We start from the raw sequence: 19,717 nt of genomic DNA on the forward strand, positions 1-19,717 counted from the left end.
GGGTTTAGAGTGTCACGCACCAACAAATGATTATGACTTGCACATTAGGGTGTGTGACACTTTAAGGCATCACGTACACCAAATTAATGTTTAGAGTGTCACGCACCAACAAATGATTATCAGCAGATCAGAAGTCCTACCTAAATTTAAAAATATGAAAATTTAAGGTTAAATAAATGGAAAACTCATTTCAGAAAATTGAATGCAACGATAACGACGTGATTTCTTTTTTAGGAGATTACACTTATAAAGTAGCCAAAATAAAACGAGCATTTGTTCAAGTACGCAATACATCCATTGGAAATCTATTTCATCACGAATTAAAAAATAAAGGAATTATTCTTAATCTTGAGAAACTTCACCCCAAAGGTTATCACTCAGCTTGTGAACAATGGCTAAATGAAGGCATTGATTGTGAAATTCTCAATGTCGGTGCGAGTGCTTGGAAAAAGGGAAAAATGAAAATTAAAATAAGTGTTGAATTTGTAATTGAGGAAGACAACACAACAATCAACAATGAAACTAATTTTAATCATACTCCACCAGAGTCTCCCCTAGATGATTTACGACAGATGATGATTGATAACTAAGCTTGGAAGTTATTAAATCTTAGATTGTAGGTTGGGTGAAGCGAAGCCTAACCCAACATTTTCTAACTGAATCCTATTAAGTAATAAATTAATATTAATATACTATGGAAAATCAATTCAAAATCTTAGAATGTCACGATGATGATGTGATCTCATTTGACCAAGAGTTGTTGAAATATAAAGATTTTAAAAATAAATTGAAAAACAAATTTTTGTGTCAAATTGATTATTTATTTGAGAAAGATAGTAACGATCAATCCACAACAGAACGATTATTTAATTTAATCCTAACTCCCTTTGGTAAATTAAATCTTAGTATTAATCTTAATTCTCCATTGGAAGGTGAAAAAGCTGAAATCCTTCGACTAGGATCTAATAAATGGGAAAAAGGAAAGATCAGAACCAAACTTGTGATTGAATTTCTACCAGAGGGCGATACAGTTTATGAAGGTTCAGAAATTCGTATGAGTATAGAATTTTCACCAGATGAACCAGAAACTATATGTCAATCTGCATCACCTCTTGATGATTTGCGTCGTCAAATACAAGAAATTACATAAATAGATTTATCTGTAAAAAGCTATTTTAAAATATTCTTCAAAACGATATCATTCAAAGCAATTATGCCAAAAACCCCTCGTATTCCTATTCCTAAAGAAGTCCGTAAATATGTTTTTCAACGCGATAAATTTCAATGTCAAAGTTGTGGCAAAACAGACACAGAAACTAAATTAAGCATAGACCATATCATTCCCCTTGCTTCCGGTGGTTCCAATGATATGAGTAATTTACACACGCTTTGCATTACTTGTAATCGACAAAAAAGTGATCAAAATGATCCACGTTTTCGCCGTTATTTTGAGACTTAGTATTTGAAAAGATATTTGAAAATCATGTATACCTAAAATAGATCCCCGAACTCTCTAAGAAGTCGGGGATCTCAATACACCAAGTAATTTACTTACACAATCGCTGGAACTTGTTCCCAACGCTTCATTGCTTTACCAACAACGCTCAATTCCCGCATCAACACATCAAAAGCATCAGGTGTCAATGATTGGGGACCATCTGAAAGGGCTTTTTTCGGGTTGGGGTGAACTTCAATCATTAATGAATCGGTTCCCGCTGCAATGGAAGCCATTGCCATGGAAGGTACAAATTCTGACCAACCTGTTCCATGGCTAGGATCGATCATAATTGGTAAGTGGGTGAGTTTCCGCAATACTGGAACCACTGATACATCTAAGGTGTTGCGAGTGAATTGACGATCGAAGGTACGAATCCCCCGTTCACACAAAATCACATTGGGATTACCCGCAGCCAAAATGTACTCAGCAGCCATTAACCAATCTTCAATTGTTGCAGCCATCCCCCGCTTTAACAATACAGGTTTTGGTTGTGCGCCGACTTTTTTGAGTAAGGAGAAGTTCTGCATGTTCCTAGCACCCACTTGGATTACGTCAGCAACTTCAACGATTTTATCTAGATCGGCAGCGTCCATTACTTCAGTAATAATACCGAGTCCACTTTCACGACTTGCTGTTGCCAACAGTTCCAAAGCACTTTCCCCATGACCTTGGAAAGCATAGGGAGAAGTCCGAGGTTTGTAAGCACCACCCCGGAGAAACTTTGCTCCAGCAGCCTTAACGCGTTTTGCTGTTTCGACAATCATTTGCTCATTCTCAACTGAGCAAGGTCCAGCTACCACCACTACAGGATGATGCTCACCAATTGTGACATTTCCATCAGGTGTATGAATTACAACATCTGATGCGTCTCCTTGACGGTACTCACGACTGGCACGCTTGTAGGGTTGTTCGACTCGTAAAACCTGTTCAATCCAAGGACTAACATCTTGAATTTGTCGGGGATCTAAATCAATCGTTTCTCCAACCAAACCAATTACAACCTTATGTCTACCAACAATTTTTTCTGGCGAAAGTCCCCAACCTGATAACTCCTGATCGATGCGGTTAATTTCCGCTTCTGGAGTACCGATTTTCATGACCACGATCATAGGTAAAATTCCTGTTTGAGTGTTTTTTCTGTTAAAAATTAGGCTAGTTTCACCTGGCTACCGATGAATAGTATGTAGGAACAAATGATTTAATGTAAATAGTCTAAAAGATTAAGCAGCGAGGCTTTGAGTCTTTGTATAAGCTATTTAAAAAATATTTTCTCGTCATACTGTTCTGGCAATAGTGAAAATAACTTTGTTTAACTTGATTTAATATCAGTTTGTGATTCGATACTATTTGGAGGATGTTTCCCCAAAAAAATAAAGTTAGTTTTTGCCATATACACCCTCATTATTAAGAGATTAGACATCTCCAGTAATTAATTATGCCTTGCCCCAAAGCTACGGTGGGGGGAACTGCTGTACTCCGAAACGGAGAATCAAGCTATGCCCTTAGATAATTGTTAGAAAGGTGTATTCTAAATAAAATTACGTTTACAGTAAAAAAATTATCACATTAGATCGAGAGCTTTTCCTAATCTGGATGTAATTCTACATAACTCGATATCAAGACACACAAAAAAGTTAAAGATTATTAAAAATTGGTAATGTTGAAGTTATAAAAATTAAACTTCTTAAACTTCAACATTCTCTGACAAAACGGGGGCAAAAGCTAAATTAGGGTCTTAAAACAGCGAATTTATGCTTTCTTCTGCTTGTTTTGTTTTGTTGTTCGCCATTCACTTACCATTCTGCCCCAATTGGTAGTAAATTCATTCCAACCCAACCAAGTTCCAGTTCTATCTTCATCCCAAGAAGCTGATAGAGTTCCGTAAGTAATTCCTAGCACTCCCAAACCAAAAAAGCCCATATTTACCAGTAAAACAGCAATGGGAGGTAGCTTGATATGTGCAAAGGAGACAAGCAGATAGCTGACAACTAGAGTAGTAATGCCGAGAAATGTTGGAATACCGCAAAAAGCAGCGACACGTCGAATCATTCGCTGGCTGACTACTTTGGGTATTGCCATTTCTTCTTTGCTGAAAGGAAGCTGCTGATTTTGCTCCTTCTTTGCCAAACCCTGTTTAACTACAGGTGGTTGGTTGTTTGCCTTTGCTGGCTTTTGGCGTTTGGTTTTGGGTTCAAACGGGAGATTATTTTTCGGATTTGATTCGGCAGACATAAGCGGTTCTGTTATCCACGAATTCCAAGGCGGCTAATTAAACCTTGGTAATGTTCTCGGCTACCTTTTTGAATATAAGCTAAAAGGCTTTTACGTTGACCGATGAGTTTAAGTAAACCACGGCGAGAGGAGTGGTCTTTTTTGTTTGCTTGTAGGTGTTTGCTTAGAAGTGAAATCCGTTCTGTCAGCATTGCTACTTGAACGTCTGCCGATCCAGTATCAGTTTCGTGAATTTGGTACTTGGCGAAAATTTCTTGTTTTTGTTGTTGATTCAGAGCCATGATTGAGTTAACTATTAATATATGCAGCTTACCATGTTACCACAGCTCTCAGGTTGTATGGGGGGTATGGGGATATGAGTTTTTTTGGAGCTTGATTATTTGTGTGTAGCGATCGCATAACTTAAAATCCCTATATTCTGTCGAGAAAAAACACTAAACCCAACAATGAGTTTGGAATCATTGGATAATTCTCGCTTTGGCGAGGGCATTTCTAATGAAAATATTAAGAGATTAATTTGTTTAGATCTAATTCAAAACCTTGAAACTACTTTCAGATATGGATTTTTACCCAATTTTAGGGTGTTTGAGCTATTGCCAAAATAGCAAGGTGATTTAACAAAACTGCATACAAACACACAGTCATTTTGCTAGTGGCGTGCCTAGAATAGGGCTGTAGGGGATAAAACAGGACTTATCAAGCCAAGTACCAGTATTGATGTGTTGTTGTTAATTAGCGATCGCTCTTTTACAATTGCCCATGACTGTGAGAACCAACGAATGCTGCATTAAATCCAAACTATAGAAGCGCAAACAGGATGTGTAGCTGTGCTTCCGTCCTGGTTTGTAAGAAGCGCAAACATTTGGGAGGAAAAGCCCCTCAAATAGTTTGTAAGAAGCGCAAACAGGACGTGTAGCTGTGCTTCCGTCCTAGTTTGTAAGAAGTCCTGAACAAACAAAATCTCAGAGGTAGTTCATGTCTAGTAATTTACTCGAACAGTTGCGGAAAATGACCGTTGTAGTTGCAGATACAGGGGACATTCAAGCGATAGCGCAATTCAAACCCCAGGATGCTACAACCAATCCTTCCCTGATTACTGCTGCCGCGCAAATGCCAGAGTATCAGGAGATTGTAGATCAAACCCTGCTGAAGGCAAAGAGCGATTTGGGAGCAGGTGCTAGTCAAGAAGATATACTGACTAGAGCTTTTGATCGTTTGGCGGTTGCTTTCGGTTTAAAGATTTTGGAAATTATTCCTGGACGGGTTTCCACTGAAGTTGATGCGCGGTTATCCTACGATACTGAAGGAACTATCAAGAAGGCTCATGAATTAATTGCTCAGTATGAAGCTGCTGGCATTGCCAAAGAACGAATTTTAATTAAAATTGCTTCCACTTGGGAAGGTATTCGTGCTGCTGAGGTTTTGGAGAAAGAAGGAATTCACTGTAACCTAACTTTACTCTTCGGAATCCATCAAGCGATCGCATGTGCGGAAGCAGGGATTACTTTGATTTCTCCTTTTGTCGGACGCATCCTCGACTGGTACAAGAAAGATACTGGACGCGATAGCTATCCTGCTGCTGAAGATCCTGGTGTTCTTTCTGTAACTAAGATTTACAACTACTATAAGAAGTTCGGCTACAAGACTGAAGTTATGGGAGCAAGTTTCCGTAACATCGGCGAAATTACTGAATTAGCAGGTTGTGATTTGTTAACTATTTCTCCTCAGCTACTAACTGAGTTGCAAGGAAGCACAACTGAACTTCCCCGTAAACTCGATCCCGCGAAAGCAACAGCGATGACAATTGAGAAAATCGCAGTTGACAAGGCTAGCTATGATAAGATGCACGCAAGCGATCGCATGGCATCAGAAAAGCTTGATGAAGGGATCAAAGGCTTTACTAAAGCCTTGGAAACTTTGGAACAATTGCTAGCGGAAAGATTGAAGAAGTTGGAAGAGAAAGCTGCTGTTGGTGTGTAAGATCTAATTACAGTATTATCCCAGCTTCTAGAAATAGAATGATGGAGCGTTAGAACCCTGACTTTTTGTAAAAGTTGGGGTTCTAACTTTTTAGGTAAATTCTTACGTTCTGTAAAGCATTTACTCGATTCATGGAAGATTGCGAAGCTGCACGGAAGCTGTTTATACTGATGAAAACACTAATATTTTTTTACCTTTTAAGCATGAAGATTATCTTTTATAAGAGAATTAAATTTACATGCTATACGCTTTCACACTTTCATCAATAGTGTTATAAAAAATGACACATAAGTTTTTATGACTAAAATTTACGGCTTAATCTGTGGTGTGTTTGCTTAATGGCATGGTAGCTTGCATTTTGCCCACACTAAAAAATAAATCTACTAAATTACTAAATAAAATCAATCAAAAATGAAGAAAAATATTTTGCTGCTAGCTGCTAACCCCAAAAATACTGCTAATTTGCGCTTACAGGAAGAAGAACGGGAGATCAAAGAAAGACTTCGTTTAAATGGCTATGGAAAAACTCCTATTTTTTCTACAGGAGCAACCCGTATTCGAGATATTCAACTGGCTATGCTCGACTTTAATCCTCATATAGTTCATTTTTGTGGTCATGGAACAGGTGAAAGAGGTTTAGTCTTTGAAGATAATAACAGTCGAGAACAGATTGTAACCTCGGAAGCAATTGCGACGATATTCAAATTATTTGCACAACAAGAACAACTTGAATGTGTAGTTCTTAATGCTTGTTATTCAGAGGAACAAGCAAAAGAAATCTGTAAATATGTTCCTTACGTTGTAGGTATGAGCGAATCTATTGGAGATGATGCCGCAATAGAATTTGCCATTGGCTTTTATACTACTGTAGGTGCAGGAAAATCTTATCAGTTTGCACACGAAATGGGTTGTAATGCAATCGAGTTAGCAGATTTAACAGAAAATAATATCCCAATTTTGTTGACAAATCCAGATTTGATTATCAAGTCTCAAATACCAATTGCAACAGAAGAAGATTTGAAATACGAAGCAGAACTAAAAGCTATAGAATTACAAATGCTTAAAAATACGCAAAGTTATGAAAGAGAAATAAGATTATTGGAATATGAGCAGAAAAAGTCAAAAGCTTATCACCGGGGTTTTATGAGTGCATTTGAATCAAAACACGATGAATAAGTAGAATAAATATCATCAATTGTTAGGTTGGGTGGAGGCTTTACGTAACCCAACATAACTGCCTTAATGAATTAGTTAACAGAAACAGCAAAATCCTAAACCAAAGCACCACCACAACTAGAACCGCTACCCGCTGTACAACCGTAACAGTAATTGGCTGTTTGTACTTCGGAAACTAAATCTAAATTCCCAATTTCTAACAATTTGGCTACCGTTAAGGTTTTACCATCGGAGGTTCTTGCAGGTAAATCCATCATTTGGTTAAAGTCACAATCGTAGATGTTGCCGAGATAATCAATAGAAAGTTCGTTGCGGCACATCAAATGTTCAGTTGTTTGGGGGTTGAAGTTTTTTTCCAAAAATTTTAAATAGGGTGTATGTAATTTTTGCCGTTCTAAATACAATTTGGTTCTACCTATAGGTATATTGGTAATTGTAAATAGGTGATTAAAATTAATCCCAAAGTTAGTATTTAAAAAATGTTTATAGTCAGCTTCTAATTTATTTTGCTCAGGTGTGAGTGCAAAATTCTCAGATTTTGGTAGTTGGGGATTATAAACCAAATCTAAAATTAAATTTTCATCGGAAGCATAGCCAAGCTGATTCAGTAATTGTAATGCCCGAATAGAATTATTAAATACTCCAATACCTCGCATTTTATCCACATTATCTGCTAAATAACAGGGTAGGGAAGCAACTACTCTAATTTTATTTTTAGCAAAATATTCAGGTAAATATTCAAATCCTGGTTCAAAAAATATTGTCAAATTAGAACGAACAATCACCTGTTTCTGATATTTATTAGCAGCTTCCACTAATAAGTTAAATCCATAATTCATCTCTGGCGCACCACCAGTTAAATCTATAATTTGAATTTGGGGAAATCTCGCAATTAATTCAATAATTTGCTGGCATATTTGTGGTGATAACTCTTCAGTACGTTTGGGACTAGCTTCCACATGACAATGGTTGCAAGCTAAATTACAGCGCTTACCAAGATTTACTTGCAAAACACTAATAGTCTGCTTTAATAAAGGTGATTTTAGCTTTTCTGAGAAACTAGTAATCTGTGAATTATTTATTTGAATTTGCATTAGTTTGACTTGATTAAAACAGAGTATCAACTATTTTTAATTAGGTTTTTCTTCAACTTTATCAATTTGCAATAGTTCTAATAAACCAATGGTTCCCGTAAAGAAAGTATATACGGCATATTGAATTGGTTGTTTATTTTTCGCAGGTGCAAAAAATCCAGCAATTATAGCTTCAATGAAATGACTGGTAACTGCAATGCGTTCCACTACAAATACTATATCTAAGTTGCTGGGAACTCTGATGCTATTTGTCAGTGCGTAAATGTTTCCTAATTCTAATCCCACTGCACTAAACATCACGGTTGTGGAAACCACTTTAACCAGATTTATCAAGTTGGGATTGATTTGATTTAAATTCATTACCAAAATTAATATAAGTATGTGTTAATAATCGTCACTGAACCTCTACACTTAATTGTAGAGAAAACTCGGCATAGAATCAATTTTATTCTTCTGGAATTTATCCATACTGGGAGTAGGAATATGATTGCTCAAGATTTAGATTCCAAAGCTGTTGCTGAAGATATCAGCATGAAGCAAATAAAAATCAAACAAACTCAATTAAAAATTGCACGGGAAAGTAATATGACTTTCGTTGCTGAAGTTTTGCAACATCAACTGGAAGAATTACAAGATGAGTCGAATTTTCAGGCGATGATGAGTTTGCTAGATGATTAAGAGTCGGAAGATTTCGTGGGTTTAGTAGCGGTTACGGTGGATTTTTGATTAACTTGAAATCTCTAGAGATGAGATAAGTAGAACAGTCACATACTTATTTTGACGGTATCATTTCCTATGTTGTTTTGCGATCGCTAACTGGACTGTAAAGGTTGTTCCTTCGTTCTGTTTACTCTTAACACTGATGGAACCTCCACACCGCTGTAGCATTTGTTGCACTATTGTCAACCCTAAGCCAACCCCTGCTAATTCGTCGCTGTTTGCGGGACGCAGATGGTAAAATGAGTTGAAGATTTTGGGAATTTCGCTTTCGGCAATGCCAATACCTGTATCACGGATTTCCATTTGAATATAATCACCTTGGTGTTTGGCTTTGACCCAAACTTCCCCTCCATTGGGTGTAAATTTAATACTATTGGATAGGAGATTAATGACTATTTGCTTAACTCCACCACTTATAAACCAGGCATTGGGAAGGCTTTGAGGTACAGTGTATGCCAGCATGATATCTCTTTCTTGGGCGAGGGGTTGGTAGGTACTAACGACCCCTGGTACAATATCTGCTAGTTGCACTGCTTCAAAGGTGGGAGATTTTAAACTGCGCTCTAGTTCAACTAGTTCTGTAATTCCCATGATTAGAGAATTTTGGCGATCGCATTCTGTACTCAGCATCTGTAAATACCGTTGTCGCTGCGGCATCTTCAGTACTGGTGAATTGAGTAATGATAGGGCTGTTTTCATATGAGTTAAAGGTGTTCGTAACTCTTGACATACAGTACTTAAGTAATCATCCTTAAGCTGCAAAGATTGGTACATCTTTTGATTTTGCCTTCGCAGCTTATTTAGGCGAATATTTGTGATTTGGCGATTGATTTTTTCTTGGTTATAAAATTGTCTCAGTAGTAACTGGCTAATAATTGATGGTTCTGGGGTTTCCGGTAGAACCAACTTGAATATTTCAAGTTGGGTAAAAGCAGCTTGGATATTATCTACCACTGGTTTAATAATTTTCCCTTCAAAGGTGTTGATGGCAACTAAGACAGGAATTTTACCGCTATTGGGTTTTTTGGGATTAGTTTTTTTCAGACTACGTAAAGGTCTATATGCCACAATCAAACTAGAAAATTGTGGTGACAAAATCAGCAAAAAATATTCTCGTCGAAGACGACTTTTAGGGGGGAAGTAGATGGGAAAGTGGCAGGGGTGAGACAAATTGATTTCGTCTTCAGTCTGAATTTTTATTCCTTCACCAATCTGAAAGCTATAGATTTTACCACAATCGTACACCTGTTGTTGATAGCGCTGAAGTTCTGATTGCCAAACATCTCCTGGTGGTAGCTTCACCCATAATGTTGCGGAAATTTTGCGCTCAATAAGTATATCAATATGCGATCGCATCATCGATAAAAGTGTTGCTGGGCTAAAAGCTTGTGCTTGAGAAGTAGTTCCCGCACTAACAATCTGCTGGTATATCGATAAATCACGCGCTAAAGATCCATTCATGAGCAAAAGGGGAATTTTAAAATAAGTATAGAGCAATAAATAATACTGGCTGCATTTCGGGAATTGGAAACTGGGTAAATAGTATAGCCGAGTCGGGAATCAAATCAAAAATTTAGCAATATTACCAATTACCAATTACCGAGCACCATCAAACTCTGGCTTTTAAAGCATCTTTTGCATGTTCTCGATCATCGAAGTGGATTTTCTCAGTACCAAGAATTTGGTAATCTTCGTGACCTTTACCTGCAAGTAGGATACCATCTCCGGGTTTAGCTGACAAAATAGCGGTACGAATTGCTTGAGCGCGATCGCATATCACAATAGGATTAGTATTTTCGGGGATTCCCACTAAAATATCCTTGAGTATCTGTTCTGCGTCTTCGGTGCGAGGGTTATCAGATGTCACCACAGCAACGTCAGCTAATTCTGCGGCAATTTTACCCATTTTTGGACGCTTGGTTTTATCTCTATCACCACCACAACCAAATACACAAATGATCTTACCGGGAATAAATGGGCGTGATGCTTTTAACAGGTTTTCCAAACTATCAGGGGTATGGGCATAGTCTACAATCACACTAATGTCTTGATTTTCACTAAGTTGTACCCTTTCCATTCTCCCAGGAACACCAGGAAATTCAGAAATAGCATCAGCAACTAAATCCAAATCCACATCAAAGTGTAAAACTGCACCTACTGCCGCTAACAAATTTTCCAGATTATATTGACCAACTAAAGGTGAATGAAATTTAACATTACCTTTAGGAGTATGTAAAGTCCCACTTATTCCATTTTGTTGGTAATTTAAATCACTCATCCACAGATTAGCTTGAGTATTATTAACGCTATAACTCCAAACCTTTTCATCTCCTAAAGCCTGAATTAACCGCTGACCATAGGAATCATCTATATTAATAATTGCTCTACCTTGAAGATAGTTAGGACTAAATAGTAAAGCTTTGGCATTAAAGTAATCTTCCATATCTTTGTGGTAGTCCAAATGATCTTGGGTGAGATTACTAAATACCCCAACTTCAAATTTACAACCTAAAACCCTTCCCTGTGCCAAAGCATGGGAACTAATTTCCATCACCCCATACTCATTTCCCGCATCCACTGCTGCTGCAAGTTGTTGCTGTAACTCCACTGCAAAGGGGGTAGTATGGACAGCAGTCTGACTAAACCCTTGCCAACGGGTATACAGGGTACCCATTAAAGCAGTTTTGAGGCTTGCCTTATCCAACAAAAATTCAATCAAGTGGGTAGTTGTGGTTTTGCCATTAGTACCCGTAACCCCGATTAATTTCAGCGCATGTCCTGGATATCCGTAAAATGCAGCCGATATTTTTGCACAGGCTTTTGTCATATCCGAAGTGGTGATGACACAAACATCAGCAGTGGGGGGAACTTTTGCTGCTGCTGCTGTGGAAATAATCGCCGCAACAGCACCTGCTGCTAAAGCACTTTGCCAAAATTCTCCGCCATCAACCCTTGTACCAGGCATACCCACAAATAACTCTCCCACATTGGTGGCATGGGAGTTTGTTGTTAAGCCTTCAATTTCCATATCCATGGCTGGATGTTCGGGTAATGCCACAATACCATCAACAGCCGCAAGCAATTCTCGCAGTTTCATTTCACAACCTCATCACAAAGCACACTAGGGATTGGTGTAAGAGTATAACTTTTAACTCTGATATTCAATCCCTAATCCAAAATATAATTCTGATATTTTGCAGTATTTTTCTTGATAGAGAAATACTTAAAGGTACTTTTGTAGTAATTTTTCTAGTTGAGCAACAGTAGCACGCGGAGATGGACGAGGTATCGATTGCTCTCTAGTTGTTGTATCATCTGAGTTACCGTAGTTTTGCACCATTAAAACTGGGATTTCGTACTGATACATTGCGAACCAGTTGTCTTGGGTTGTAATGTCACGAATTTCTAACTCAAATTGAATCGTTGTAATTTGTTCTAATTTTTGCTGTAAACCTTCGCAAAGATGACATCCTGGTTTGCTATACAAGATTAATCGCATTTATTTTCCTTGAAATCATCATTTAGGGCTGATTTTACAGTAGCTAATTAGGGCAATAAAGAGCAAAATAAATCTAAATTTCTGTGAAGAAATATTTGGAGATGCGAGAAATCATCCGGAAAACCGCTACATCTTGAGGCAATAAGGTATTTAAAAAATAAGTAATGAGTAATGAATAATAAGTTGGTTTTGTGACGGGGATTTTACACAAAACAGCGCAAACTTAACGGGGCTGTGCCTCCGTTAAAGTTTGTAAGAAGGCTGTATGTAGAGACAGGGGAATGAAACCCCCAGACTTTGTTAAACCCCTAAACCTGGTTAAATCACTATACAAACTCCCTGTTTGATTTCTGCAAGGCGCACACTCGTGACTTCAAGTCATGAGTTAGGCTCTCCATATTTCTATATTTAAATGATTGCATATTATGATAAAATTATCGTAAGCAATTATTTAAAATCAAAATGCAGAAAGCGTTTAAAATTGCACTTATTCCTAGCCACAACCAAGAAGTCTTAATTAACAAGACGATAGGTTGTGCTAGATTTGTGTACAACCGTTTTCTGGCATTAAGGAAAGAGTTATATGCGACTGAGCAGAAAACCTTAAATTACAATACTTGTAGCCAAGAGTTAACTCTTCTCAAGAAAGAGATTGAATGGTTAAAGGAAGTAGATAAATTTGCTCTGCAAAACTCGCTCAAAAATTTAGAGGCAGCGTACAAAAACTTTTTCACTGACTTGAAAAAGTCTAAAAAGAAGAAAGGTGTCGGCTTCCCCAAATTCAAAAAGAAGTACGGTTGCAAGCAATCTTACAAGACGAATCTTACCAATGGAAACATTCAAATTATAGAGAATCGTTTAAAACTCCCCAAATTAGGATGGATAAAGTTTTATAAATCACAAGATATTACTGGAAAGCTTGTCAACGTTACCGTTACTCGGACTTCTTCTGGTAAATATATTGCTAGTATCCTCTGTGAAACTGAGATAGAAAAATATCCGATTGGCACCCAAAATATTGGTTTAGACTTGGGGATTAAATCTTATCTGGTTACTAGCGAAGGTGAAGTTATAGAAAATCCTAAATATTATCGACTTCAATTAAAGAAGTTACGCAAAGCAAATAAAAAGTTATCCCGTAGTACAAAAGGTAGTAGCAATAGAGTCAAAGCGAAAATCAAGCTGGCTAGAATCTACGAACGGATTACCAATTTGAGAGATGACTTTCTGCACAAGTTGTCAACTCGCCTAATCAAGGAAAACAGTATTATCTGTATTGAAGATTTACGAGTCGTTAACATGGTAAAGAATCACAAACTAGCATTGAGTATTTCAGATGCTAGTTGGTCTAAATTTGTTACCATGTTGGAATATAAAGCTTTGTGGCATGACAGAGTTGTGCAGAAAGTTGGTACGTTTTATCCCTCATCTCAGACTTGTAACTGCTGCGGTTTGATCAACCCATTAGTTAAAGATTTAAAGTTACGTGAATGGTCTTGTCCTAGTTGCAATAGTTACAATTTAAGGGATAAAAACGCCTCACTTAATATATTAAGTGAGGGTTTGAGATTGCTAACCGCCGTCGGTACGCCGGAGGTTATAAAAAACGCCTGTGGAGAACTTGTAAGTCCTGAATTATTTCAGGCAGAGATCGTTGAAGCAGGAATCGCGTGACTTCCAGTCATGCGAGGTTCAATAGGATGAGGTTGAGAATTAGTCAGAAATTCACAACAATATCTTGCCAAGATAAGGAGTATTTATAGTTGTAGTAAAGAACAGTTTTTTTGTGAGCAAGAAAAAATATTAGCAGTTACTATAAAATACGAAAGCAAAAGCCGTTCAGCTTAACTTTCAGGGTGCAAAATCTTTATTTAACGACAGTACCAGCAAAAACTACTAGTTGTGTCTGAAGTTTCCAGGGTGATTTACAACGTAACTTCAGGTTTAATACGATATCATCAAATGACTCAACAGCATCTCTTGAAACTTGCAATGCAAGGGAATACAGAGGCAATTGAAACTCTAATTAATGAGTTACTGCAACCTCAAGGCATTACTGCAAAAGTAGGATCACAGCAAAGTTCTTTGTATGTGGCTTTAGCTGCGGCAAATGTCCCCAAACAACAGCTTTTGGTACCATTGATCTACCAGAAAATTCTCCATTGGCATGTAGAATATTTCCAAACTGCCAAAATCTATGCTGCTGCATGGGGAGAAAGTTCTCCAGCTTGGCAGGAAGAGGTTTTATTGAGTGATGCAAAATCAAAAAATAATGATTTTGTAGAAACAAATTCAGATATGCTCAAAGATGGAGGGGAAAAAATAGATGATAGCCCTGATATAAAAAGCATGGAGAGAACCAGTGGAAATTTGAGGATTGGCGATAATGTTCTGCAAATAGGCTTACCCAATGGTAATGTGGTTAAACAGGGAGTATCTGCACCTCCTTGTCGATGGCAACCACGTCCAACACCTATATTATCGTTGCCGAAGACATTTCCTTTATTGATTGGTAGACTACCACAAATTAAGAGTGCGATCGCATTCTCGAAAGAAAAGCATTCGGTGGAGTTTTTTGGTTCACCCGGTTTGGGAAAATCCAGTTTACTCTGGCATTTGGGCTATTATTTCCAATCTCAGTCTCGGTTTAGTGATGGTGTAGTTGGTTTTAACACTCATTACGAATCAGTATCTGATATTCTTCAAGGGCTATTTGACATTTTCTACGAAAGTGAAAAGGGATGTAAACCAACACTAAGTGAAATTCAGCAAGCATTACGAAATAAACAAATATTAGTTTTTCTCGATGATCAAAATTTAAGTAGTGACGAAGTTGGCGATTTAATTAAGACTCTGCCAAATATAACTTTTATCATTGCTTCCACCGAACAAAGACTATCCCAAACAGGACAATCGCTACGTTTACCTGGTTTAACCAATCGTGATGGCTTAACCTTAGTATCTCACGAATTAAAGCGATCGCTTACTCCCGAAGAACGTACAGCGTTTGATGCTTTATATCTGCGGTTTGAAGGACACCCATGGCTGTTACAGTTAACGGCAATAGCTATGCGTCAAGGTGTCGGAACTTTAGCAGAAATATTAATTAAACTCCAGTTAGCTGATAGCAATAACTGGTTGGTTAAACAAATATTAGCCTCATTAAGTTCTCCCCAACTGGCAGTAGTTGCGGCTTTAGCATCAGTAGGAGGTGCAGGATTATTAATTCCCCAAATTGCCGCACTCAGTGGAGTTAGGGAAACAGCAGATGTCTTAGCAAGTTTAGCTGAGTTGAAGCTAGTTCAGGCAGAAAATGATACTTTTACTGGGAATGGCTACTACCGCTACAGTGTCACCAGTAGTTTGATTGATGCTCTGCCACCGGAATGGGACTTGGAAACTCTGCGTTTACGTTCTTTTAATTATTTCATAGGTTGGGCACAAAAGTCGCGCAATATTAATAGTATTAATACTATTAATACTATTAATAATTTACTATTTTCAGAAACAGATGCCATCATGACAACCCTAGCATGGGGAGTCAAATCTCAACAATGGGCGCAGGTATTATCAATGGTGCAAACTGTTGAAACACCCATTGCTTTGGCAAGACGCTGGGGTTTGTGGGAACAGTTATTAAAGTGGGGTTTACAAGCATCTGAAAAACTATCAGATGATGCCACAACAGCCTACATACTTCACCAACTTGGTACCCGTAGTTTCTGTTTAAATGATTATACTTCAGCCCAAGAGTATCTCAACCGTTCCCTAAAAATTCGTCAATCATTGGCAGATACTCAAGGTATGGAGATAACTTCCTATACTCTTGGACTCATCCCCAAACCTGAAACATCAGCAGTTGTAACTCCCCCAAAAAATTCTATTCCCCAGACTTTCAAGCTACAAACTAGCAAACTCATATATCCCAAAATTCGGATTTCATCTGCAACTTTAATTCCTTTAACGATGGTGGGAGCAGTGGGATTAACTGGATATTACCTGATATTACAACCGAAATCATCAACTACATCCCAAATTCCAGTTAAATCTACATCGCCTATACCACCTACATCCAAGTCAGTGGCAGTGAAACCCGTTAGCTTTAGTCGTGAAAAATTCAACTTTGGCAACCAATCTATAGATATAAAAAATCAACAACTTTTCCTGACTATTATTAACCCTAACACGACATCATTAGAGGTTGGAAAAATTAAACCAATAGGTAAGCAAGCTGATTTCGAGGTGAATTTGGATGATTGTTCAAATCCCATCACATCTAATGAAATTTGCAAACTTGCTATTATTTTTAACCCTTTAACCACCGGAAAACACCAAGCAACCTTACCTGTAACTGATAGTCAAGGCAAAATTATTAAGCAAATTCCAATTGAGGGAGTAGCAACTGCACCCACATTGCCATTCATTCCCGAAACTAACCTACCTGCACCCACATCCGAGGTTGAAGAAGTTCTTCCTACACCTAAAGCTAAAGAATTTCCTCGAATTCGCAGAACCAAAATTCAACCCCAAGTAATTCCTAGGGAATCCACATCAACTACACCAGAATCATCTCCCCAAGTTACACCTACAGAATCACCCACTCCCCTACCAACCGAAACACCTGGGTTACAACCAACTCCAGAAACTACTCCTGAAGTTATGGATACTCCTTAGAAAGGATGGAGTTAAATGCCAAAAAAGACGTAGCAGTGCTACGTCTCTAGGGAATGATTTAACTGTTAACTGTTTGAATTAACTCACCCGTTTCCTGCAATGCATGTAATCTGTAATACATACCACCACGGCGAAGAAGTTCGGCATGACTACCAACCTCAATGATATTACCTTGATCTAAGACAACGATTTTATCAGCTTCTCGGACAGTACTCAGACGGTGAGCAATGATAATTGTAGTACGGGTTCCTTGAAGCGATCGCATAGCCAGTTGAATGGCTCTTTCTGATTCATAATCTAAACTAGATGTAGCTTCGTCAAAAATCAACACATCGGGTTCAATTAGTAAAGCACGGGCAATTCCCAAACGCTGTCTTTGTCCACCCGAAAGCCTGACACCCCTTTCCCCAACTACAGTATAGTAACCTTGGGGTAGGATTTTGATTACTTCATCTAAACGTGCCATCTCACAAGCTTGTTCAACTTGTTCCATTGTGGCATCTGGTCTACCATATCTCAAGTTGTCCAATACTGTTCCGTTAAAAACATCAACTTCTTGGTGAACAATTGCTAACCGACGACGGTATCCTCCCACATCTAGTTGACGAATATCTTCCCCATCAATCAAGATATTACCTGTTTGAGGTTCAAAGTACCGCAATAGCAATTTTACCAAAGTTGATTTACCTGAACCTGAACGTCCAACTAAAGCTACTGTTTCACAGGGTTGAATCGATAGGTTAATGTCATTCAATACTTGCCTGTTTGCTTCATAACCAAAATTCAGGTGAGAAAATTCAATTTTCCCACTAAATTTGTATTTTTTATTTGCTTTTTCTCCAACTACGTTATCCTGGTTAGCATCTCGGCTGGATGGTTCTTGGAGAAACTCATGAAATCGCAGCATTGATGCATAGCGACGGGCAAATATTTCAGCTAATTGACTAATGGGTTCTAATTCAGCGTATGCCATACTAGAAAGCGTCAAAGTCATAATAAAATGACCTAGGGAAATTCTGCCATCAATAGTAGCTGCTAAAGTTAAACCGAGAATAGCAAAAACACAAAGTTGAATAATTGTTCTTTGCCAAGTGACTAATCTGACATAACCTATGTGAATCCGATAATCCACCACGGTGAATTCTCGTGTAAAACGTCTAGATTGCCTTTGAAACTCATTATTCTCTGTAGCAAAAGCCTTAACTGTCTTGATATTGGTGATGATTTCGGAAGTTCGACTTTCGGTATCTTCCATATACTTATCCAGTCGGCTTTCGTGCCAAATTAGCCGCTGCAATTTCCTCAAGCTAAAGCTTAAAATGACGATGAATGAGACTAAATAAAGAATTGCAATTCGCCATTCAATAACTAAAATAAACCCAAATATTCCTAAAATTCTGACTAATTTGGGAATGAATTGTCCAGCTATCTCTGGATATGTCCAGGTGTAGTTTGTCAGACCCCTGGCGACTCTTCCCGCAATTCTTCCAGGGTTATTTTCATCATAATATTCTAAGGGTAAATTGAGGATTTTCCTAACAGCTTCCTCATTCTTATTTCGCCTTGATTTTAAGGCAATATCCCAGTGGAACCACACAGTTAACCATGGTTGAGTTGGTGCGCGCAGAACTGATACACAGAAAATAACTCCCAGCAATATACCTAAAGATATATTTTTAGTAACTGGGGAATTTATAGCCTGGGCAATAAATGCGATCGCATTCTCCAACGGTTTGTCTAAAGCTTGATTGGAAAGAACATTTAATATTTGTCCAATTCCATAGGGGACAACTAAATCTAACAGTTCATAGACACTCGCAGCCGTTATACTAAATATACTCAGCTTCCAGTAAGGACGGAAGTAATTTACTACATCTCGAAAATTTGCCATGATGCACGCTGATAATCTGTGCTTGACTCATTCAGAACTTTATACTACATGATGTAGTATACAAAGTCAAGAGGCAAATTAGGAATTAAAATCGACCTACAATAAAATTAGCTACCGCATTTAACAATGCATCCGGTTCATCTGCTCGAATTGAATGACCACTATTTTCAAATATCTGTAATTTAGCTTCGGGTATACCTTGGGCAATTTCTACCGAAAATTCTGGCGCACATATCCAATCATGTCGTCCACCAATAACTAATGTTGGTGCAGTAATTAAGTGCAACTTGTCAAGCACATCATAGGTTCGTAAAAAACCACCAAATGCCACATTGATAGCATCCACTGAAAGTATTACCCGTTCCCAGTTTTTTGCTGCTTTTTCTGGATCATGGTTACGGGAATACATCGAACCCATAACTGTAAAATACTCCTGTAGCTGTTGCTCATTTTCAAAGTTACCATCCCACAGCCTTTGGGTTACAGCTATTTGTTCAGGGGTTCCCCGCTCTGCTAATATCTGTTTTGCCCTAGCTAAAAATCTATAACTCGCTGTGGATGCCACAATAATTAGCTGGGAAATGTTCTCTGGATAGCGTACTGCATAGGATAAAGCCACCATTCCCCCGTAGGAAGTGCCTAAGGCGACAATTTTGTCAAGTCCCAAATATTGGCGCAAAGCCTCCATATCCTCAATATTATTCTCTAAGGTATAGGTTTCCTTATTGCCACGGGCAGAACGTCCTTGTCCTCGATGATCAAAATAAACCAGTTGTAAATGTTGACTCAAGGGTGAATAAGTGGGTTTATAGCCAGTATGATCGGCACCAGGTCCCCCATGAATCAAAAAAGCCACTGGTTTAGAGTGCAGCTTGTCATCTTCCACTACTAAAGCTGAACCTTCAACATCAAAGAATATTTCAGTATCGCGGATTTTTGCTCGCATTCTTTAA

Annotated in this window: 18 protein-coding genes; 8 read left to right on the forward strand and 10 right to left on the reverse strand. The window is 38.1% G+C overall.

Annotated elements, in window-relative coordinates; all coding sequences use genetic code 11:
• The first annotated feature begins 176 nt into the window (after positions 1-176).
• From CAL6303_RS14430 to CAL6303_RS14440, 3 genes are all read left to right on the forward strand, one after another.
• Entirely contained in the window at positions 177-590 is a 414-nt protein-coding gene (locus CAL6303_RS14430; protein ID WP_015198540.1) for a KGK domain-containing protein, read from the forward strand.
• Positions 591-694: 104 nt separating this feature from the next.
• Positions 695-1,150 (forward strand): KGK domain-containing protein, encoded by a 456-nt coding sequence (locus tag CAL6303_RS28550; RefSeq protein WP_015198541.1) that lies wholly within the window; start codon positions 695-697, stop codon positions 1,148-1,150.
• Positions 1,151-1,213: 63 nt separating this feature from the next.
• Complete coding sequence (locus CAL6303_RS14440) at positions 1,214-1,459, forward strand: HNH endonuclease (RefSeq protein ID WP_015198542.1); 246 nt, start codon at positions 1,214-1,216, stop codon at positions 1,457-1,459.
• A gap of 92 nt (positions 1,460-1,551) precedes the next feature.
• Here the strand turns inward: CAL6303_RS14440 and aroF are convergent, their stop codons facing one another.
• The 3 genes from aroF to rpsO form a co-directional block, all read right to left on the reverse strand.
• Positions 1,552-2,607 carry a 3-deoxy-7-phosphoheptulonate synthase gene (gene aroF, locus CAL6303_RS14445; protein WP_015198543.1) on the reverse strand — a complete coding sequence of 352 codons (1,056 nt, stop codon included), beginning with the start codon at positions 2,605-2,607 and terminating at the stop codon, positions 1,552-1,554.
• Between the two features lie 640 nt (positions 2,608-3,247).
• The gene (locus tag CAL6303_RS14450) at positions 3,248-3,730 is read right to left on the reverse strand and encodes a PAM68 family protein (RefSeq protein ID WP_015198544.1); all 483 of its coding nucleotides are present in this window, start codon (positions 3,728-3,730) and stop codon (positions 3,248-3,250) included.
• A gap of 11 nt (positions 3,731-3,741) precedes the next feature.
• Complete coding sequence (rpsO, locus tag CAL6303_RS14455; protein WP_015198545.1) at positions 3,742-4,011, reverse strand: 30S ribosomal protein S15; 270 nt, start codon at positions 4,009-4,011, stop codon at positions 3,742-3,744.
• A 694-nt stretch (positions 4,012-4,705) separates the two neighbouring features.
• Between rpsO and CAL6303_RS14460 the strand changes: the two genes are divergently transcribed.
• A complete protein-coding gene (locus CAL6303_RS14460; protein ID WP_015198547.1) occupies positions 4,706-5,710 on the forward strand; it encodes a transaldolase in 1,005 nt (334 codons plus the stop codon).
• Between the two features lie 411 nt (positions 5,711-6,121).
• Positions 6,122-6,886: a CHAT domain-containing protein gene (locus tag CAL6303_RS14465; RefSeq protein WP_015198548.1), complete on the forward strand. Its 765-nt coding sequence runs from the start codon at positions 6,122-6,124 to the stop codon at positions 6,884-6,886.
• A gap of 95 nt (positions 6,887-6,981) precedes the next feature.
• Here CAL6303_RS14465 and arsS read toward each other — a convergent pair whose 3' ends face one another.
• Positions 6,982-7,980: an arsenosugar biosynthesis radical SAM (seleno)protein ArsS gene (arsS, locus tag CAL6303_RS14470; protein ID WP_015198549.1), complete on the reverse strand. Its 999-nt coding sequence runs from the start codon at positions 7,978-7,980 to the stop codon at positions 6,982-6,984.
• A gap of 36 nt (positions 7,981-8,016) precedes the next feature.
• The gene (locus tag CAL6303_RS14475) at positions 8,017-8,340 is read right to left on the reverse strand and encodes a hypothetical protein (RefSeq protein ID WP_015198550.1); all 324 of its coding nucleotides are present in this window, start codon (positions 8,338-8,340) and stop codon (positions 8,017-8,019) included.
• A 123-nt stretch (positions 8,341-8,463) separates the two neighbouring features.
• On the opposite strand from CAL6303_RS14475, the gene CAL6303_RS14480 reads away from it, so the two are divergent.
• Entirely contained in the window at positions 8,464-8,658 is a 195-nt protein-coding gene (locus CAL6303_RS14480; RefSeq protein ID WP_015198551.1) for a hypothetical protein, read from the forward strand.
• 108 nt (positions 8,659-8,766) lie between these two features.
• Here CAL6303_RS14480 and CAL6303_RS14485 read toward each other — a convergent pair whose 3' ends face one another.
• The 3 genes from CAL6303_RS14485 to CAL6303_RS14495 form a co-directional block, all read right to left on the reverse strand.
• Positions 8,767-10,161 (reverse strand): DICT sensory domain-containing protein, encoded by a 1,395-nt coding sequence (locus tag CAL6303_RS14485; RefSeq protein ID WP_015198552.1) that lies wholly within the window; start codon positions 10,159-10,161, stop codon positions 8,767-8,769.
• Positions 10,162-10,309: 148 nt separating this feature from the next.
• Positions 10,310-11,797: a UDP-N-acetylmuramoyl-L-alanyl-D-glutamate--2,6-diaminopimelate ligase gene (locus CAL6303_RS14490; protein ID WP_015198553.1), complete on the reverse strand. Its 1,488-nt coding sequence runs from the start codon at positions 11,795-11,797 to the stop codon at positions 10,310-10,312.
• Between the two features lie 126 nt (positions 11,798-11,923).
• Positions 11,924-12,199, reverse strand: a complete 276-nt coding sequence (locus CAL6303_RS14495) for a glutaredoxin family protein (RefSeq protein ID WP_015198554.1) — start codon at positions 12,197-12,199, stop codon at positions 11,924-11,926.
• A gap of 462 nt (positions 12,200-12,661) precedes the next feature.
• Between CAL6303_RS14495 and tnpB the strand changes: the two genes are divergently transcribed.
• Positions 12,662-13,873, forward strand: coding sequence for an IS200/IS605 family element RNA-guided endonuclease TnpB (gene tnpB, locus CAL6303_RS14500; RefSeq protein WP_015198555.1), 1,212 nt, complete (start codon positions 12,662-12,664; stop codon positions 13,871-13,873).
• 288 nt (positions 13,874-14,161) lie between these two features.
• Complete coding sequence (locus CAL6303_RS14505; RefSeq protein WP_015198556.1) at positions 14,162-16,873, forward strand: hypothetical protein; 2,712 nt, start codon at positions 14,162-14,164, stop codon at positions 16,871-16,873.
• 58 nt (positions 16,874-16,931) lie between these two features.
• Here CAL6303_RS14505 and CAL6303_RS14510 read toward each other — a convergent pair whose 3' ends face one another.
• Together CAL6303_RS14510 and CAL6303_RS14515 are read right to left on the reverse strand one after the other, a co-directional pair.
• Entirely contained in the window at positions 16,932-18,764 is a 1,833-nt protein-coding gene (locus CAL6303_RS14510; RefSeq protein WP_015198557.1) for an ABC transporter ATP-binding protein, read from the reverse strand.
• Positions 18,765-18,849: 85 nt separating this feature from the next.
• On the reverse strand, positions 18,850-19,710 hold the full coding sequence (locus CAL6303_RS14515) for an alpha/beta fold hydrolase (RefSeq protein WP_015198558.1): 861 nt from the start codon (positions 19,708-19,710) through the stop codon (positions 18,850-18,852).
• Positions 19,711-19,717: the final 7 nt, after the last annotated feature.

Origin of the sequence: Calothrix sp. PCC 6303, assembly GCF_000317435.1 — a bacterium.
Lineage (GTDB): Bacteria > Cyanobacteriota > Cyanobacteriia > Cyanobacteriales > Nostocaceae > PCC-6303.

Excerpts from the sequence above, each read along its gene's own strand:
- CAL6303_RS14430 (WP_015198540.1), top strand. The coding sequence starts at position 177 with ATGGAAAACTCATTTCAGAAAATTGAATGCAACGATAACGACGTGATT.
- CAL6303_RS28550 (WP_015198541.1), top strand. The coding sequence starts at position 695 with ATGGAAAATCAATTCAAAATCTTAGAATGTCACGATGATGATGTGATC.
- CAL6303_RS14440 (WP_015198542.1), top strand. The coding sequence starts at position 1,214 with ATGCCAAAAACCCCTCGTATTCCTATTCCTAAAGAAGTCCGTAAATAT.
- aroF (WP_015198543.1), bottom strand. The coding sequence starts at position 2,607 with ATGATCGTGGTCATGAAAATCGGTACTCCAGAAGCGGAAATTAACCGC.
- CAL6303_RS14450 (WP_015198544.1), bottom strand. The coding sequence starts at position 3,730 with ATGTCTGCCGAATCAAATCCGAAAAATAATCTCCCGTTTGAACCCAAA.
- rpsO (WP_015198545.1), bottom strand. The coding sequence starts at position 4,011 with ATGGCTCTGAATCAACAACAAAAACAAGAAATTTTCGCCAAGTACCAA.
- CAL6303_RS14460 (WP_015198547.1), top strand. The coding sequence starts at position 4,706 with ATGTCTAGTAATTTACTCGAACAGTTGCGGAAAATGACCGTTGTAGTT.
- CAL6303_RS14465 (WP_015198548.1), top strand. The coding sequence starts at position 6,122 with ATGAAGAAAAATATTTTGCTGCTAGCTGCTAACCCCAAAAATACTGCT.
- arsS (WP_015198549.1), bottom strand. The coding sequence starts at position 7,980 with ATGCAAATTCAAATAAATAATTCACAGATTACTAGTTTCTCAGAAAAG.
- CAL6303_RS14475 (WP_015198550.1), bottom strand. The coding sequence starts at position 8,340 with ATGAATTTAAATCAAATCAATCCCAACTTGATAAATCTGGTTAAAGTG.
- CAL6303_RS14480 (WP_015198551.1), top strand. The coding sequence starts at position 8,464 with ATGATTGCTCAAGATTTAGATTCCAAAGCTGTTGCTGAAGATATCAGC.
- CAL6303_RS14485 (WP_015198552.1), bottom strand. The coding sequence starts at position 10,161 with ATGAATGGATCTTTAGCGCGTGATTTATCGATATACCAGCAGATTGTT.
- CAL6303_RS14490 (WP_015198553.1), bottom strand. The coding sequence starts at position 11,797 with ATGAAACTGCGAGAATTGCTTGCGGCTGTTGATGGTATTGTGGCATTA.
- CAL6303_RS14495 (WP_015198554.1), bottom strand. The coding sequence starts at position 12,199 with ATGCGATTAATCTTGTATAGCAAACCAGGATGTCATCTTTGCGAAGGT.
- tnpB (WP_015198555.1), top strand. The coding sequence starts at position 12,662 with ATGCAGAAAGCGTTTAAAATTGCACTTATTCCTAGCCACAACCAAGAA.
- CAL6303_RS14505 (WP_015198556.1), top strand. The coding sequence starts at position 14,162 with ATGACTCAACAGCATCTCTTGAAACTTGCAATGCAAGGGAATACAGAG.
- CAL6303_RS14510 (WP_015198557.1), bottom strand. The coding sequence starts at position 18,764 with ATGGCAAATTTTCGAGATGTAGTAAATTACTTCCGTCCTTACTGGAAG.
- CAL6303_RS14515 (WP_015198558.1), bottom strand. The coding sequence starts at position 19,710 with ATGCGAGCAAAAATCCGCGATACTGAAATATTCTTTGATGTTGAAGGT.